General features: G+C 72.0%; 14 protein-coding genes. 6 read left to right on the top strand and 8 right to left on the bottom strand.

All coding sequences use genetic code 11. From position 1 onward, the window contains the following. Positions 1 to 6 precede the first annotated feature (6 nt). The 4 genes from OG943_RS23845 to OG943_RS23830 all read left to right on the top strand — a co-directional run bounded on the left by OG943_RS23845 (position 7) and on the right by OG943_RS23830 (position 4,099). A complete protein-coding gene (locus OG943_RS23845) occupies positions 7 to 798 on the top strand; it encodes a tryptophan 2,3-dioxygenase (RefSeq protein ID WP_328603122.1) in 792 nt (263 codons plus the stop codon). Continuing rightward, positions 795 to 1,988 (top strand): kynureninase, encoded by a 1,194-nt coding sequence (locus tag OG943_RS23840; protein ID WP_328603121.1) that lies wholly within the window; start codon positions 795 to 797, stop codon positions 1,986 to 1,988. Before OG943_RS23845 ends, OG943_RS23840 begins: the two co-directional genes overlap by 4 nt. A gap of 192 nt (positions 1,989 to 2,180) precedes the next feature. Continuing rightward, a complete protein-coding gene (locus OG943_RS23835; RefSeq protein ID WP_328603120.1) occupies positions 2,181 to 3,254 on the top strand; it encodes a Glu/Leu/Phe/Val dehydrogenase dimerization domain-containing protein in 1,074 nt (357 codons plus the stop codon). After that, on the top strand, positions 3,251 to 4,099 hold the full coding sequence (locus OG943_RS23830) for a serine hydrolase (RefSeq protein WP_328603119.1): 849 nt from the start codon (positions 3,251 to 3,253) through the stop codon (positions 4,097 to 4,099). Before OG943_RS23835 ends, OG943_RS23830 begins: the two co-directional genes overlap by 4 nt. A 3-nt stretch (positions 4,100 to 4,102) precedes the next feature. Here the strand turns inward: OG943_RS23830 and OG943_RS23825 are convergent, their stop codons facing one another. Then, positions 4,103 to 5,059: a LysR family transcriptional regulator gene (locus OG943_RS23825; RefSeq protein WP_328603118.1), complete on the bottom strand. Its 957-nt coding sequence runs from the start codon at positions 5,057 to 5,059 to the stop codon at positions 4,103 to 4,105. Positions 5,060 to 5,142: 83 nt separating this feature from the next. On the opposite strand from OG943_RS23825, the gene OG943_RS23820 reads away from it, so the two are divergent. Next, entirely contained in the window at positions 5,143 to 6,114 is a 972-nt protein-coding gene (locus OG943_RS23820; RefSeq protein ID WP_328603117.1) for an MBL fold metallo-hydrolase, read from the top strand. Between the two features lie 74 nt (positions 6,115 to 6,188). On the opposite strand, the gene OG943_RS23815 is transcribed toward OG943_RS23820, so the two are convergent. The 3 genes from OG943_RS23815 to OG943_RS23805 all read right to left on the bottom strand — a co-directional run bounded on the left by OG943_RS23815 (position 6,189) and on the right by OG943_RS23805 (position 7,845). Continuing rightward, positions 6,189 to 6,374: a DUF5302 domain-containing protein gene (locus OG943_RS23815; RefSeq protein ID WP_328603116.1), complete on the bottom strand. Its 186-nt coding sequence runs from the start codon at positions 6,372 to 6,374 to the stop codon at positions 6,189 to 6,191. Positions 6,375 to 6,455: 81 nt separating this feature from the next. Continuing rightward, positions 6,456 to 6,887: a hypothetical protein gene (locus tag OG943_RS23810; protein ID WP_328603115.1), complete on the bottom strand. Its 432-nt coding sequence runs from the start codon at positions 6,885 to 6,887 to the stop codon at positions 6,456 to 6,458. A 91-nt stretch (positions 6,888 to 6,978) separates the two neighbouring features. After that, complete coding sequence (locus OG943_RS23805) at positions 6,979 to 7,845, bottom strand: alpha/beta fold hydrolase (protein ID WP_328603114.1); 867 nt, start codon at positions 7,843 to 7,845, stop codon at positions 6,979 to 6,981. 67 nt (positions 7,846 to 7,912) lie between these two features. On the opposite strand from OG943_RS23805, the gene OG943_RS23800 reads away from it, so the two are divergent. Next, complete coding sequence (locus tag OG943_RS23800) at positions 7,913 to 8,719, top strand: TetR/AcrR family transcriptional regulator (RefSeq protein WP_328603113.1); 807 nt, start codon at positions 7,913 to 7,915, stop codon at positions 8,717 to 8,719. A 114-nt stretch (positions 8,720 to 8,833) separates the two neighbouring features. Here the strand turns inward: OG943_RS23800 and OG943_RS23795 are convergent, their stop codons facing one another. The 4 genes from OG943_RS23795 to OG943_RS23780 all read right to left on the bottom strand — a co-directional run bounded on the left by OG943_RS23795 (position 8,834) and on the right by OG943_RS23780 (position 13,493). Next, positions 8,834 to 9,487 carry a TetR/AcrR family transcriptional regulator gene (locus OG943_RS23795; RefSeq protein WP_328603112.1) on the bottom strand — a complete coding sequence of 218 codons (654 nt, stop codon included), beginning with the start codon at positions 9,485 to 9,487 and terminating at the stop codon, positions 8,834 to 8,836. 111 nt (positions 9,488 to 9,598) lie between these two features. Further along, positions 9,599 to 11,293, bottom strand: a complete 1,695-nt coding sequence (locus OG943_RS23790; protein WP_328603111.1) for a flavin monoamine oxidase family protein — start codon at positions 11,291 to 11,293, stop codon at positions 9,599 to 9,601. After that, complete coding sequence (locus OG943_RS23785) at positions 11,290 to 12,066, bottom strand: carbon-nitrogen hydrolase family protein (RefSeq protein WP_328603110.1); 777 nt, start codon at positions 12,064 to 12,066, stop codon at positions 11,290 to 11,292. The genes OG943_RS23790 and OG943_RS23785 overlap by 4 nt, the downstream gene beginning before the upstream one ends. Then, the gene (locus OG943_RS23780; protein ID WP_328603109.1) at positions 12,063 to 13,493 is read right to left on the bottom strand and encodes an amino acid permease; all 1,431 of its coding nucleotides are present in this window, start codon (positions 13,491 to 13,493) and stop codon (positions 12,063 to 12,065) included. The genes OG943_RS23785 and OG943_RS23780 overlap by 4 nt, the downstream gene beginning before the upstream one ends. Between the last annotated feature and the right edge of the window lie 55 nt (positions 13,494 to 13,548).

The raw sequence follows: 13,548 nt of genomic DNA, 5'->3' as shown, positions 1-13,548 counted from the left end.
ACCACCATGACCGGAACCGCCGACACCCAGGCCGCGCTGAGCTACACCTCGTACCTCGCGCTCGACGAGCTGCTCGAAGCGCAGCGCCCGCGCTCGGACGAGCACGACGAGCTGTTGTTCATCGTGATCCACCAGGTGTACGAGCTGTGGTTCAAGCAGATCCTGCACGAGGCCGAGTTCCTGCAGGAGAGCCTGGCCGCCGGCCGGACCGCGCACTCGATCCGCACGCTGCGGCGGATCCTGACCGTGCTGAAGGTGGTCGTCGCGCAGATCGACGTGCTGGAGACCATGACGCCCAGCCAGTTCACCAGCTTCCGCGCCCGGCTCGACGCGTCCAGCGGTTTCCAGTCGGCGCAGTTCCGCGAACTGGAGGCCATGCTGGGCCGGAGGGACGAGCGCGTGTTCGCCCATTACCCCGAAGGCGGCGGCCAGCGCGAGCGAATCGCGGCCGCGATGGGGCGCGATTCGGTGTTCGATTCGTTCCTCAAATATTTGTCGGCCCGTGGTTACGACGTCAGCTGTGATCGAGACGTCACTCGCCCGGTGGAACCCTCTTCCGAACTGCAGGCGGTACTGCTGAAGGTCTACCAGGACGACGGCGGCCCATCAGTGGTCGCGGAGTGTCTCGTCGACCTTGACGAAGGGATGCAGGAGTGGCGGTACCGGCACGTGAAGATGGTCGAACGGACCATCGGCGACAAGACCGGCACGGGTGGGTCGTCCGGCGCGACTTACCTGCGCACCACCCTCTTCCAGCCGATGTTCCCCGACCTTTGGGCAGTACGGAGCCAGTTGTGACCTCGCTAGACGCCTTGCGCACCACCCCCAACGCGCTCGCGCCGTTTTATTCGCGCTTCGGCGTGGCCGACCGGCTGCTGCTGTCCGCGCATTCGCACCAGGCCTGGCCGGACGTCGCGGAGGAGGGCTTGCTGGAGGCGTTCGCCGACGCGGCCCGCGACGTCGACGAGAAGTGGGACCGCGCGCTCGCCAAGGCCGACGAGCTGCGCGGCGGGTTCCGCGCGCTGCTCGCCGACCCGCACGGCGAGTACGCGCTCGGCGCGAGCACGCACGAGCTCGTCATCCGCTTCCTGTCGGCGATCGAGCTGCCGAAGCGGCCGCGGCTGGTGACCACCGACGGCGAGTTCCACACCCTGCGCCGCCAGCTCTCGCGGCTCGAAGAGGAGGGCGTCGAGGTGGTCCGCGTCCCCGTGGAGCCGGTGCCGACGCTCGCCGAGCGGATCGCGGCGGAGGTCGACGACAACACCGCCGCCGTGTTCGTCTCGGCCGTGCTGTTCGAGACCGGGCGGCTGGTGCCCGGTCTCGCGCACCTCGCCGACGCCTGCCTCAGCGGGTCCGTGGAGCTGGTCGTGGACGCCTACCACGCGCTCGGCGTGGTCCCGTTCTCGTTGCACGACCTGGGCCTGACCAACGCGTGGGTGCTCGGCGGCGGCTACAAGTACCTCCAGCTCGGCGAGGGCAACTGCTTCCTGCGGCTGCCCGCGCACGCGCAGGAGCTGCGGCCGGTGGTGACCGGCTGGTACGCGGAGTTCGGCACGCTGGCCGAGGCGCGCCGGCCCGGCGAGGTCGTCTACGCCACGGGCGGCAACCGGTTCGCGGGCGCCACCTACGACCCGTCCAGCCACTACCGCGGCGTGCGGGTGATGCGGTTCTTCGCCGAGCACGAGCTGACGCCGGAGTTCCTGCGCGAGGTTTCGCGGCACCAGGTCGGGCTGCTCGCCGAGTGCTTCGACGACCTCGGCCTGCCCGCGGACGTCGTCACCCGCGACCGCGAGACGCCGCTGGGCCTGCTCGGCGGGTTCCTCTCGCTGCGCAGCCCGGAGGCCGGACGGCTGCAGGCGGCGCTCGCCGAACAGGGCGTCCGCACCGACAGCCGCGGCCACCACCTGAGATTCGGCCCCGCGCCGTACCTCTCGGACACGCAGCTGGAGACGGCGATGGGCACCCTCGGCAAGGTCGTGGCCGGCTAGTCACCGCGGGGCCATCCGGGACGGTCACCGCGGGATACCGACGACCTCCGGTGGTCCCGGCGCGCGCGGGGACATAGGTTGGCGGTGTGCGCGGTGCCCGGGCGGACGACCTTCGCCCTGGCACGGCGCGCAAGCCACCTCACACAGCGCGCGGCCACGAACCGCACGCGGGTAGACAAAGGAGTCACCACCGTGACCGAAGGAGTGTTCGGCCGGCACAGCGGCCATGAACAGGTCGTGTACTGCCACGACGAAGCCAGTGGCCTGAAGGCCATCATCGGCATCTATTCCACCGCGCTGGGGCCCGCGCTCGGTGGCACCCGCTTTTACCCTTACGCCTCCGAGGACGCGGCGCTCGACGACGTGCTCGCGCTGTCCAAGGGCATGGCGTACAAGAACGCGCTGGCCGGGCTCGACCTCGGCGGCGGCAAGGCCGTGATCCTCGGCGACCCGGCCACGATCAAGTCCGAAGCGCTGCTGCGCGCGTACGGCCGCTTCGTGCAGTCGCTCGGTGGCCGGTACATCACGGCCTGCGACGTGGGCACGTACGTCCAGGACATGGACCTGGTGGCCCGCGAGACCAAGTTCGTCACCGGCCGCTCGCCGGAGGACGGCGGCGCCGGCGACTCGTCGGTGCTCACCGCGTACGGCGTTTACCAGGGCATGCGCGCTTCCGCCGACCACGCGTGGGGCGTGCCGGAGCTGGCCGGGCGCCGGGTCGGTGTCGCCGGCGTCGGCAAGGTCGGGCACATCCTGGTCGGCCACCTCGTGGAGGCGGGCGCGCAGGTGGTCATCACCGACGTCTCGGCGCCCGCGGTCGAGCGCACGCGCGCGGCGTACCCCGGCGTCGAGGTGGTGTCCGATGTGGACACTCTGATCCGGTCCGAGCTGGACGTGTTCGCGCCGTGCGCGCTGGGCGGGGTGCTGACCGACGAGACCGTCGCGGCGCTGCGGGCCAAGATCGTCTGCGGCGCGGCGAACAACCAGCAGGCGCACCCGGGCGTGGACAAGCTGCTGGACGACCGCGGCATCCTGTTCGCGCCCGACTACCTGGTCAACGCCGGCGGCGTGATCCAGGTGGACGACGAACGGCACGGCTTCGACTTCGCCCGCGCGCAGCGCAAAACGACGGCGATCTTCGACACCACCAAGGCCGTGTACGCGCTCGCGAAGGCCGACGGCGTCCCGCCCGCGGCGGCCGCCGACCGGCTCGCGGAGCGCCGCATGGCCGACGTCGGCCGGCTGCGGTCCATCCTGACGGTGTGACACCCGGAGAAATCCTGACCGCGGCGGGCGTGCGGGGCTTCCTGCACGCCCGCCGTGTCGGCGTTGGCGGGGCCGGGACCGGGGCCGGGGACGGGGCCGGGGACGAGGTGGCGCTCGGCGCCGACGAGCCGGTGGTGCTGTCGTCGATCGTGAAAGTCCCGCTGGTGCTGGAGTTCGCGCGGCAGGTCGCCGCCAGGCAGCTCGACCCGCGCGACCGCGTCCGCGCGCGGGCGGCGGACCGGCTGGGCGGCGCGGGCTCGGCGGGCTGCGCCGACGACGTCGAGTACAGCCTCCGCGACGCGGCGCGACTGGCCCTTTCGGTCTCCGACAACACCGCGGCGGATCTGCTCTTCGACCGCGTCGGCGTCGAGAACGTCCGCTCGCTGGTGGCCGAGCTGGGCCTGGCGCGGACGCGGATTTCCGGTGCCCCGCGCGATGTCCTGGGCACGATCCTCGACGACGCCGAGGCCGGGCGGCCGCCGCGCGCGCTCGACCCCGCGCACACCACGGCGAGCACCCCGCGTGAGATGACCGAGCTGTTGTCGCTGATCTGGCGGGACGCGGCGGGCCCGCCGGAGGCCTGCGCGCTGGTCCGCGACCTGATGGGGCAGCAGGTGAACTGGTACCGGCTCACCGCGGGCTTCCCGGCCGACGTCGCGGTCGCGGGCAAGACCGGCACGATGCCGGGGCTGCGCAACGAGATCGGCGTCGCGTCCTATCCGGACGGAACCGAGTACGCGATCGCGGTGTTCACCCGTGGCGGCGCCGGGAACCTGCGTGCGCCCGGGATCGACCGGGCCATCGGCGAAGCCGCGCGGGCCGCCGTGGAGCAGCTGCGCGCGTAAGCCTCAGCCGCCCCGGTAGAACACGTCCCACGGGCGTTGCGGCTCGTCCGAAGCCGGCAGCAGACGGGAAACGCCGTCGTCCTGGAGGACCGCCGCGGCGACCTCCGCGAGCCGCGCGGCCTGCGGGTGCGGACTGGTGACGGGCCAGGCGAAGGACATCCGCGTGTGCAGCACGCCGCCGGCCAGCGGACGCCAGACGACGCGAGGTTCCTTACGTGCCACCATTCCCGGCTCGAACGCGACGCCGTGCCCGGCGAGCACCAGCCCCAGCACGAACTCCGGGTTACGCGCGTGGCGCACGGACGCGGGCCGGAAGCCGTGCTCCCAGCACGTCCGCAGCACGGCGTCGTACCAGCCGGGGGCGGCCGCGCGCGGGGTCAGCACCAGCCCTTCGCCGGCCAGGTCCGCCAGGTTCAGCTCGGCGCGGCGGGCCAGCGGCGAGTCGCGGGGGAGGACCACGCCGAGCGGGGTGTCGACGGCCGGGCCCAGCCGCAGCCCGACGACGTCCACTGGGTGCTGCAGCAGGCCCGCGTCCAGCTCGTGGCCGGTGAGCAGCCGGGACTGCTCGGCGGTGGTCAGCTCCTGCAGGTCGAGCCGGACGTCGGGGTGCGTCGCGGCGAACGCGGTGACGATCGCCGCGAGCGTCCGGCCCGGCACCTCGGGCGGGATCCCGACGCGCAGCGCGTCGATCTCACCGCGCCCGGCCTTCGCGACGAGCGTGGTCATCCGGTCCCAGCGCGCGAGCACGTCGCGGGCCTCGGCACGCAGGACCTCACCGGCTTCCGTGAGCGTGGTGTGCCGCGGGCCGCGGTCGAACAGCCGTGCGCCCAGCTCGGCTTCGAGCCGTTTGACGCGCTGGGAAAGCGGCGGCTGCGCGATCCCGAGCCGTTCGGCCGCCCGGCCGAAGTGCCGTTCTTCGGCGACGACGAGGAAGTAGCGCAGCGAACGGAGGTGGTCCACGCTGCGACGATAGCCGGTCGGCTATGAGAAGGACGGCGATTCGATCTTGGACAGCACCGGCCGGGCCGTGCTTCGGTGCGGGCATGAACGAACGACTGGGCGGACTGAGCCGGCGCGGGCTCCTCGGCGCGGGCGCGGCGGCGGCCGCGCTGCTGGCGGGCTCCGGGGCGGCCGCGTCCGCGAGCGGGCCGAAGGCGGGCGCGTCGCGGATGACCTTGCGGTGGTGGGGAAACAACGGCTGGGAGATCCGCGTCCCGAGTGCCGACGGCCGGCGCGAGAAGACGATCCTGATCGACCCGTGGCTCACGCGGTTCAAGACCGGGACGTACACGCCCGAGGGTGCGGACCCGAAGACCCCGCTCTCGGTGAACCGCGCTCTGATCGACGGCTACGTCGACAGCGGGCAGCTGCGCGCCGACCACATCCTCGTCACCCACGGCCATTACGACCACCTCACCGACGTCCCCTACCTGGCGAAACGCACCGGCGCGACGGTGTTCGGGACCGAGACCCATCTGAGTCTCATGGCGGCGCTGGGCGCTCCGGAGGACCAGCTCGCCGTGGCGAGCGGCGGCGAGTACTTCGCCTTCGACGGCTACACCGTGCGGATCCTGCGCTCCCTGCACTCGGCCGTCGGCGAACGCGCGCAGGTGCCGTTCCCCGGCTCCCGCCCGCTCTCACGGCGCGACCGGCCGCGGACGATCGCGGACCTGCTGGAAGGCGGCACGCTCGCGTACCTGGTGACCGGCGGCGGCGCCGGCGTGCTGGACTTCGGCGGCTCGAACTACGTCGAGTCCGAGCTGGCCGGCCTGGCACCGGACGTGCTCCTGATGCCCACGGGCGGCGCCGCGGTGTCCGGTTACGCGGACCGTTTGCTGCGCGCGACCGGCCACCCGCGCTACGTGGCCGCCACGCACTGGGACGACTTCGACTTCCCGCTCACCGACCCGCCGAAGGACGCGGGCGGCCTGACCGCGCTGCGCGCCGCGGTCGCCGCGGCGAGCCCGGACAGCCGGTTCGTGGTGCTCGACCACTTGGGCTCGTTCGTCCCCTGACCGGGACTCGGGGCCGTAAAACGCCGAAAGCCCCCTCGCGCTGGGCGAGGGGGCCTCCGGGAACGATCTGCGGATCAGCCGCTCTTGCGGCGGAACGTGCGCTTGTTCGCGGCGGGACCGTGGGCGTGCTGGTTCTTGCCGCCGGCGGACTCGTGCGCGGCGCCGCTGCGGGCACCGGCCTGCTTGCGCTCGAGCGCTTCGCGGAACTTGCGTTTGACGTCGTCCTCCTCGCCGCTGGGCGACGGGCTCGGTTCACTCATGCTTACCTCCGCAAATGACGACGTGTGACCGGCCCAGCCTGGCACTCCCATCGCGGGTTGGCGAGTCGATTTGGACGCTCGTCACGCAGAGGCGACCCGATCGGCCGCTCGGTGCGGCTCGGCGGCCCGCGGCGCGGGGACGACGGCGAGCCGCGGTACCACCACGCTCCGGCGCGCGGCGCGGACGATGGCCGCGGCGGCGAGGCCCACGAGGGCCGCGGCGCCGAGCACGAGCGCGGCCTGCCCGGTCGCGGCATCGAACACCAGCTGGCCCGCGCGGCCGAGCACAAAACCGGTGTCGACGGCCCACGCGACCAGCGCGACGCCCGCGGTCGCCGCCGGTGTCGTGACCGCGGCGGCGGCGAGCACCACGAGGACCAGCGTCACCAGCGCGTACACCGGGTGCGCGGTGGCACCCGCGATGTCCGCGGCGATGGTGGCGACGACAACAGCCACTCCGCCGAGCGGGAAGCCGAGCCCGCCGGGAAGCCGTCCGTCCGTGGTGGTGCGCATGTTTTCAGTGCAGCGCGCCCGGCCGGGACCGCGGCGGCGGAGGACGCTTTCCGTACGCCCGCCGCCGCCTTCTTGACGTCTTCTTGACCCCTCAGGCGCGCGCGGTCGTCCGCACGATGGTCTCGACGATCTCCGGCCACAGAGGTTCCGGCAGGTCATGGCCCATGCCGGGCAGCAGGACCAGCTCGGCGTCCGGGACCGCGGCCGCGGTGGCCTTGCCGCCGCTGACGTTCACGAGCGGGTCGGCGTCGCCGTGCACGACGGCGAACGGGAGCCGCACGTCGCGCAGCCGCTCCGTCCGGTCGCCGGAGGCGAGCACCGCCGCCATCTGCCGGAAAGTGCCTTCCGGGTGCAGCGCGCGGTCGTAGCCGCGGGCGGCCTTCTCCCGCAGGGACTCGTCGGTCGCCGGGTAACCGGGGGAACCGGTCATGCGGTACGCGGCGACGCTCTGCTCGATCGACTCTTCCCGCGTCGCGGCGGGCTGACGAGTCAGCGCGGCGAGCGCGGCCGGCGACGGCCGGCCCACCGAAGGGTCGCCGGTGGTCGACATGATCGACGTGACGCTCAGCAGCCGCTCGGGGTGGTCGATCGCGAGCTGCTGCACGATCATCCCGCCCATCGACGCGCCGACCACGTGGGCCTTCGCGAAGCCGAGCGCGTCGAACAGCCCGACGGCGTCGTCCGCCAGGTCCGCCAGCAGGTACGGCGCGGCCACCTGCCCGGACGCCACCGCGGCGACCTCCGGGACGCCCAGCTCGTCGAGGTAGCTGGACAGGCCGACGTCGCGGTTGTCGAAGCGGACCACGTGGAAGCCGTGGCTCGCCAGTAGTTCGCAGAACCCGGTCTCCCAGGTGATCATCTGGGCGCCGAGGCCCATGACGAGGACCAGCGGCGGGTTCGCCGGGTCGCCGAACGTGTCGTATTCGAGTTCGAGGCCGTTGGCCCGTACGCGTGGCATACCTCGATAGTGCCGCACCAGCACGAGGCCTGGCACCGGGCTCGGTGATCCGGCTACGGTACCCGGCATGCCGCCTTCGTCCCCGAGAGCCGGTAACCGCCCTCGTTCCCGCGCGGCCGCGGGACTGCCGGCCGTCACCGCCGAAAAGGTCGTGGACGCGGCACTCGCCCTCACCGCGGAGCTCGGCCTCGACAACTGGACGCTGCGGCAGCTCGCGGCCGCCGTGGACGCCTACCCCGCGGTGGTCTACCACCACGTCGGCGACCGCGACTCCGTCGTCTGCGCGGTGCTCGACCGGGTCGTCGGCTACCTGCGGCTGCCCGCGGACGACCTGTCCTGGCCGGACTGGTTCGGCGAGCTGCTGGTCGAACTCCGCGTGGTGCTGCGCCGTTATCCCGGCACGGCCCGGCGGATGGTGCTCTTCGGCCCGTCGGTGGCGGCCGCCATGCGCCCGGTCGACCGCGGCATGCGCATGCTGCTGAACGCGGGCTTCGGCCCGGAGAGCGTGCTGGCGTACAACTTGCTGATCGCCACCGCCTGCCAGTTCGTCGCGATGGAGGACGACCGCGACGGCACTCTCGCGCTGCGCCTGGACAACACCGAGGAGTACGCCACCTACCGCGACCGCGCCGACCTGCCCGGCCTGGCCACGCACGGCGCCGCGATGCACGACCTGGCCGGCGACCCCAGCCTCACCGCCGACTATTACGATCGGCTGTACGACTACGCGGTGCACCGCTGTCTCGACGGGCTGACCCTGCGCTTGCGGGAGCTGGAGACCGAGCGGCCGGATCTCGCCGCCGCCGATCTCCCGGCCATGCAGTCCGGCGGGGATCCGACCGCGGATTCAGTGAAATTCACCGGTCCGGAATAGCCGAACCGACACCGAACCGGCGCCCGGACGGCGTAGCGTGGCGCGTACCGGGGGCCCTGGCCGCCGGCCGGAACCCCTGGCGCCCTCCTCCCCCTCGTGGTGCCAGGGGTTCTGTCACGCCTCGGCGTGGTCCGCCCCGGCCGGGCGCGGCGAGTTCTGGATCAGCGGGAAGACCTGCCCCACGAGCGTGACGAGCGACTTGCTCAGCAGCGTGTGCACCTGCGTCCGGTCCAGTGAGCCGCGCACCAGCCACTCGCGCCCGGCCGCCTTCACCATGCCGCCGAACGCGCGTACGGCCGCGTTCAGCTGCTCGCCGTGCGCGCTCTCCGGGGAGAGGCCCACCGCTTCGAGCACGCGATCGGCCGACACGCGGTCGGCATCCTCGAGGAGCCGGTCCACCTCGGGGTCACGCCCGATGCCCTCGGGGGCGATCGCCGCGAGCCAGGTTTTCTCCTGCGCGCGCACCATGTCGAGGAACCAGTCGATGGCCGCTTCGGCGCGCACCTCGAGCGGGCCCTCGGGCAGGATCTCCACCGCCAGCCGCGGCACGGTGAGCGCGCGCCGCACGATTTCCAGGTACAGCTCGCGTTTCGTGCCGAAATAGTGGTTGATCAGCCCCCTGGCCACCCCGGCCGCCGCGGCTATGTCCGAAGTGGACACAGCCGAGTACGGTCGTTCGCCGAACAGCCGCGCCGCGCACGCGTAGATCTGCTCCCTGCGCTCGTCCGGTTCCAGTCTCCGCCATCTCGGCGCCGGCTCGGTGCTCATACGTCATATTTTCGCATGATCGGTTCAGTAAGGCATATCAATCGGGAAGGGTGTCGCCCCGCGAACACCATCGGCTGGTACCGCCGGGTACGCCTTGACGGGGCCCGGCCGTCAGTCGGGCAGGGCGATCGGCGCGAGGTCGTCGAACAGATCCCCCGGTCCCGGGTTCGCGGGCGCGGTTTCGCCGCCGAAGTGCCGCAGCACCCCCCACACCGCGTTCAGCGCGGTCTGCACCGCGCCCTCGGCCCAGCCCGCCGTCCACGAAACGTCGTCGCCGGCGAGAAACAGCCCGCGGAAACGATCTTCGAGCCGGTCCTGGACGAAATGCGTGAACAGCCGGTGCTGGTAGCGGTAGTGCCCGGGCAGGTTCGCCTTGAACGCGCCCATGAAATGCGGCTCCGCCTCCCAGGAAACGGTCACCGGGTCGCCCACGATGTGGCGCCGCACGTCGACGCCCGGATAGATCTCCCGCAGCGACTGCAGCATCACCTCGACCCGTTCCGACACGTTCAGCGGCAGCCATTTCGACGAGTCGTCGGCCCAGGTGTAGGAAAGGCAGATCACCGCGGGGGAGTCCGGGTCGTCGCCGAGCAGGTACGTGCCGCGCGGCATCCGGTCGGTGAGCGTCATGCTCATCGTGTCACGCCCGGTGACCGGGTCGGGGTCCAGCCAGAACGGCCGGTCCACCGGGACGAACACCTTCGACGACTCCATGTAGTGCGTGCGCTCGATCGCCGTCCAGTGGTCGATCGGGAACAGCGCCTCGTCGCACTCGATCTTCGACAGCAGCATCCAGCTCTGCGCGGTGAACACGGCGGCGCCGAACGTGCGGATGTGGCCGGACGCGTCGGTCACCGTGATGTTGTTCGGCGCCGTGCGGTGCAGCCGCGTGACGCCGGGGCGCGGCCGGCCGCCTTCGTGCAGCGAGGCCAGATTCGTGCCCGCGGGCCAGTGCGCGAGCTGCTCCGGCGCGTGCTCCCACAGCCGCAGCGGGAGCTGCCTGCTGCCGCCGACGATGGACCGGTGCTCGTCGTCCGCGCCGGTGTAGACGACGCGCAGGATCTCCAGGATCGAGTTCGGGAAATCGGTGTCCCAGCCGCCCGTGCCGAAGCCGACCTGGCCGAAGATCTCGCGGTGGCGGAACGAGGCGAACGCCGGCGAATCGCACAGGAACCCGTAGAAGGTCTGGTGGTCGAGCTTCGGCACCAGCTCGTTCCAGATCCGCTTGACGGTCTTGACGTCGCGGTCGCGGATCGCGGTCTGCATCTCGGCGAACGACGCGTGCTCGTCGAGGGTCCGCTGCCACGCCTTCGCCACGTCGCCGAACACGGCGGGCAGCTCGTCGGGCGTGCGCGCGTAGTGGCTCTGCCCCTTGAGGTCGACGACCGTGCTCGGGGTGCCGGGCGCGAGCGGGTTCGGGAACGGCGTGGTCTCCAGCCCGACCTTGTCGATGTAGTGGAACAGCGAGGTCGACGCGGGCGGGAACCGCATCGCGCCCATCTCCGCCACCACGTCGTCGGGCAGGCCGGGGAAGTGGTGCGTGCGCAGCCGGCCGCCGAGCTCGTCGACCTCGTAGACCACCGGCCGCAGCCCGAGTTTCATCAGCTCGTACGCGGTGACGACGCCGGAAAGCCCGCCGCCGATCACGGCCACCTCCGTGCCGTGCCGCTCGGCCGGCACCGTGCCGAGACCGGCGGGATGCTCCAGGTAATCGTCGTAGGCGAACGGGAAGTCCGGGCCGAACATCGTGATCGGCCGTCCGGGCGGCTCTTCCGTGGGGATCGCGGTCGGGACGGCGGAAGTCATGCGCTGGGTCCTTCGGTCAGTGATCGGTACAGCTCCGGCCTGCGGTCGGCCAGGTGGGTGTTCTCGGCGCGGGAAGCTTCGAGCGCGCCGGCGTCGACGTCGGCGCTGATCAGCGCCGGACCGTCACCCGCCTTCGCCAGCACCGTGCCGGTGGGCGCGACGATGCTGGAGAGCCCGCAGTAAGTCAGCTCGCCCTCGCTGTCGCAGCGGTTCGCGTACGCGACGTACAGCTGGCTTTCGTACGCGCGCGCCGGGACGAGCGTTTCGGCAACCAGCTCGTACGGGCGCATCAACGCGGTCGGAACGAGCAGCAACTGCGTGCCGGCCAGCGCGTGCGCGCGGACCAGCTCGGGGAACTCCACGTCGTAGCAGATCAGCAGCCCGACCCGGAGCCCGCCGAGATCGGCCTGCACCACGGCCTCGGCCCCCGGCGTGAACCAGGCGCGGTCGAGGTCGCCGAACAGGTGCGTCTTGCGGTAGTTCGCGAGCCGGGCGCCGCCCGCGTCCACGAGCTGCACGCTGTTGTACACCCGGCCGCCGTCGCGCTCGGGGTAGCCGTACGCGATCGCGACGCCGTGTTTTGCCGCCAGCGCCCCGATTTCGCGAGCGAACGGGCCGTCGGACGGCTCGGCGCGCTCGTGCGTGGCGGCGCCGATGGCGTAGCCGGTGGTGATCATCTCGGCGGTCACGACGAGCCCGGCGCCCCGCGCGGACGCCTCCGCCACGGCGTCGGGCAGCTCGTCGTAGGGGCCTTGGTGGACGGCGATGATCACGACTGCGCCGCCAGCCGCGAGCGCCGGATGCCGTAGGCGAAGTACAGCACCAGCCCGAGCGCCATCCAGGCGCCGAACACGATCCAGGTCGCGCCGTCGAGGCTGAACATCATGTACGCGCAGCACAGCACGCCCAGGATCGGCGTCACCGGGGAGAACGGCACGCGGAACGACCGCGCGTCGCCCGGCCGCCGTTTGCGCAGGATCAGCACGGCGATGTTGACCAGCCCGAACGCGAACAGCGTGCCGATGCTGGTGGCGTCGGCCAGCTTGCCGAGCGGGATGAACGCCGCGAGCACCGCGACGAACCCGGACACCACCAGGGTGTTCGTCCGCGGCACGCCGGTTTTCGGGTGCACTGTGGACAGTGCCTTCGGCACCAGCCCGTCGCGCGACATCGCGAACAGGATGCGCGTCTGCCCGTACAGCACGGTCAGCACCACGCTGGAGATCGCCACGATCGCGCCGACCGCGAGCACGCCGGCCCAGAACTTGTTGTCCAGCACGGAGGTCAGCACGTGCGAGAGCGCCGCCTGCTGGTCGCCGAACTGCTGCCACGGCAGCGCGCCGACCGCCGCGAAGGCCACCAGGCAGTACAGCACCGTGACGATGGCGAGCGAGAGCAGGATCGCCCGCGGCAGGTCGCGCTGCGGGTTGCGCGCCTCCTCGCCGGCCGTCGACGCGGCGTCGAAGCCGATGTAGGAGAAGAACAGCTTCGCCCCGCCCGCGCTCATGCCCGCCAGGCCGAGCGGCAGGAACGGCGTGAAGTTCTTCGCCTGCACGGCGGTGAACGCGATGGCGCAGAACATCACCAGCGTCGCGATCTTCACCGTCACCATGATCGCGTTGGCCCGCGCGCTCTCCTTCGCGCCGGAGAGCAGCAGGACCATCGCGAGCACCACGACCAGGATCGCGGGCACGTTCACCAGCCCACCGTCGCCGGGCGGCTGGCTGAGCGCGTCCGGGATGGTCACGCCGAACGCCAGCTGCAGCAGCTCGTTGAGGTACTGGCCCCAGCCGACCGCGACGGACGCCACCGACACGCCGTACTCCAGCACCAGGCACCAGCCGCAGATCCACGCGACGACCTCGCCGAGCGTGGCGTACGCGTAGGAGTACGACGAGCCCGAAAGCGGGATCATGCCGGCGAGTTCGGCGTAGGACAGCGCCGAGAACATCGCGGTGACACCGGCGAGCACGAAGGACAGTACGACTGCGGGCCCGGCCACCGGAACGGCCTCGCCGAGCACCACGAAGATGCCGCTGCCGAGCGTGGCGCCGATACTGAGCATGGTCAGCTGGCCGAGGCCGAGCGACCGTTTGAGCCGGCCGTGGTCGGCTTCCGCCACCAGGTCGGCCACGGGCTTGCGGCGCAGCAGGGCCGCGCGCAGCCCGGGGCCGGGCGGGGCGGGGGTAACGGACTTCACCTGGCTCCTCCTCGTCGAGGTCGGGTGCGAGCCACGGTATCGATCGAAGTCTGAC

The sequence above is a fragment of the Amycolatopsis sp. NBC_00345 genome (assembly GCF_036116635.1).
Classification (GTDB): domain Bacteria; phylum Actinomycetota; class Actinomycetes; order Mycobacteriales; family Pseudonocardiaceae; genus Amycolatopsis.
Note: the sequence above shows the minus strand (reverse complement) of the source record. Positions and strands in the feature narration are given on the sequence as shown.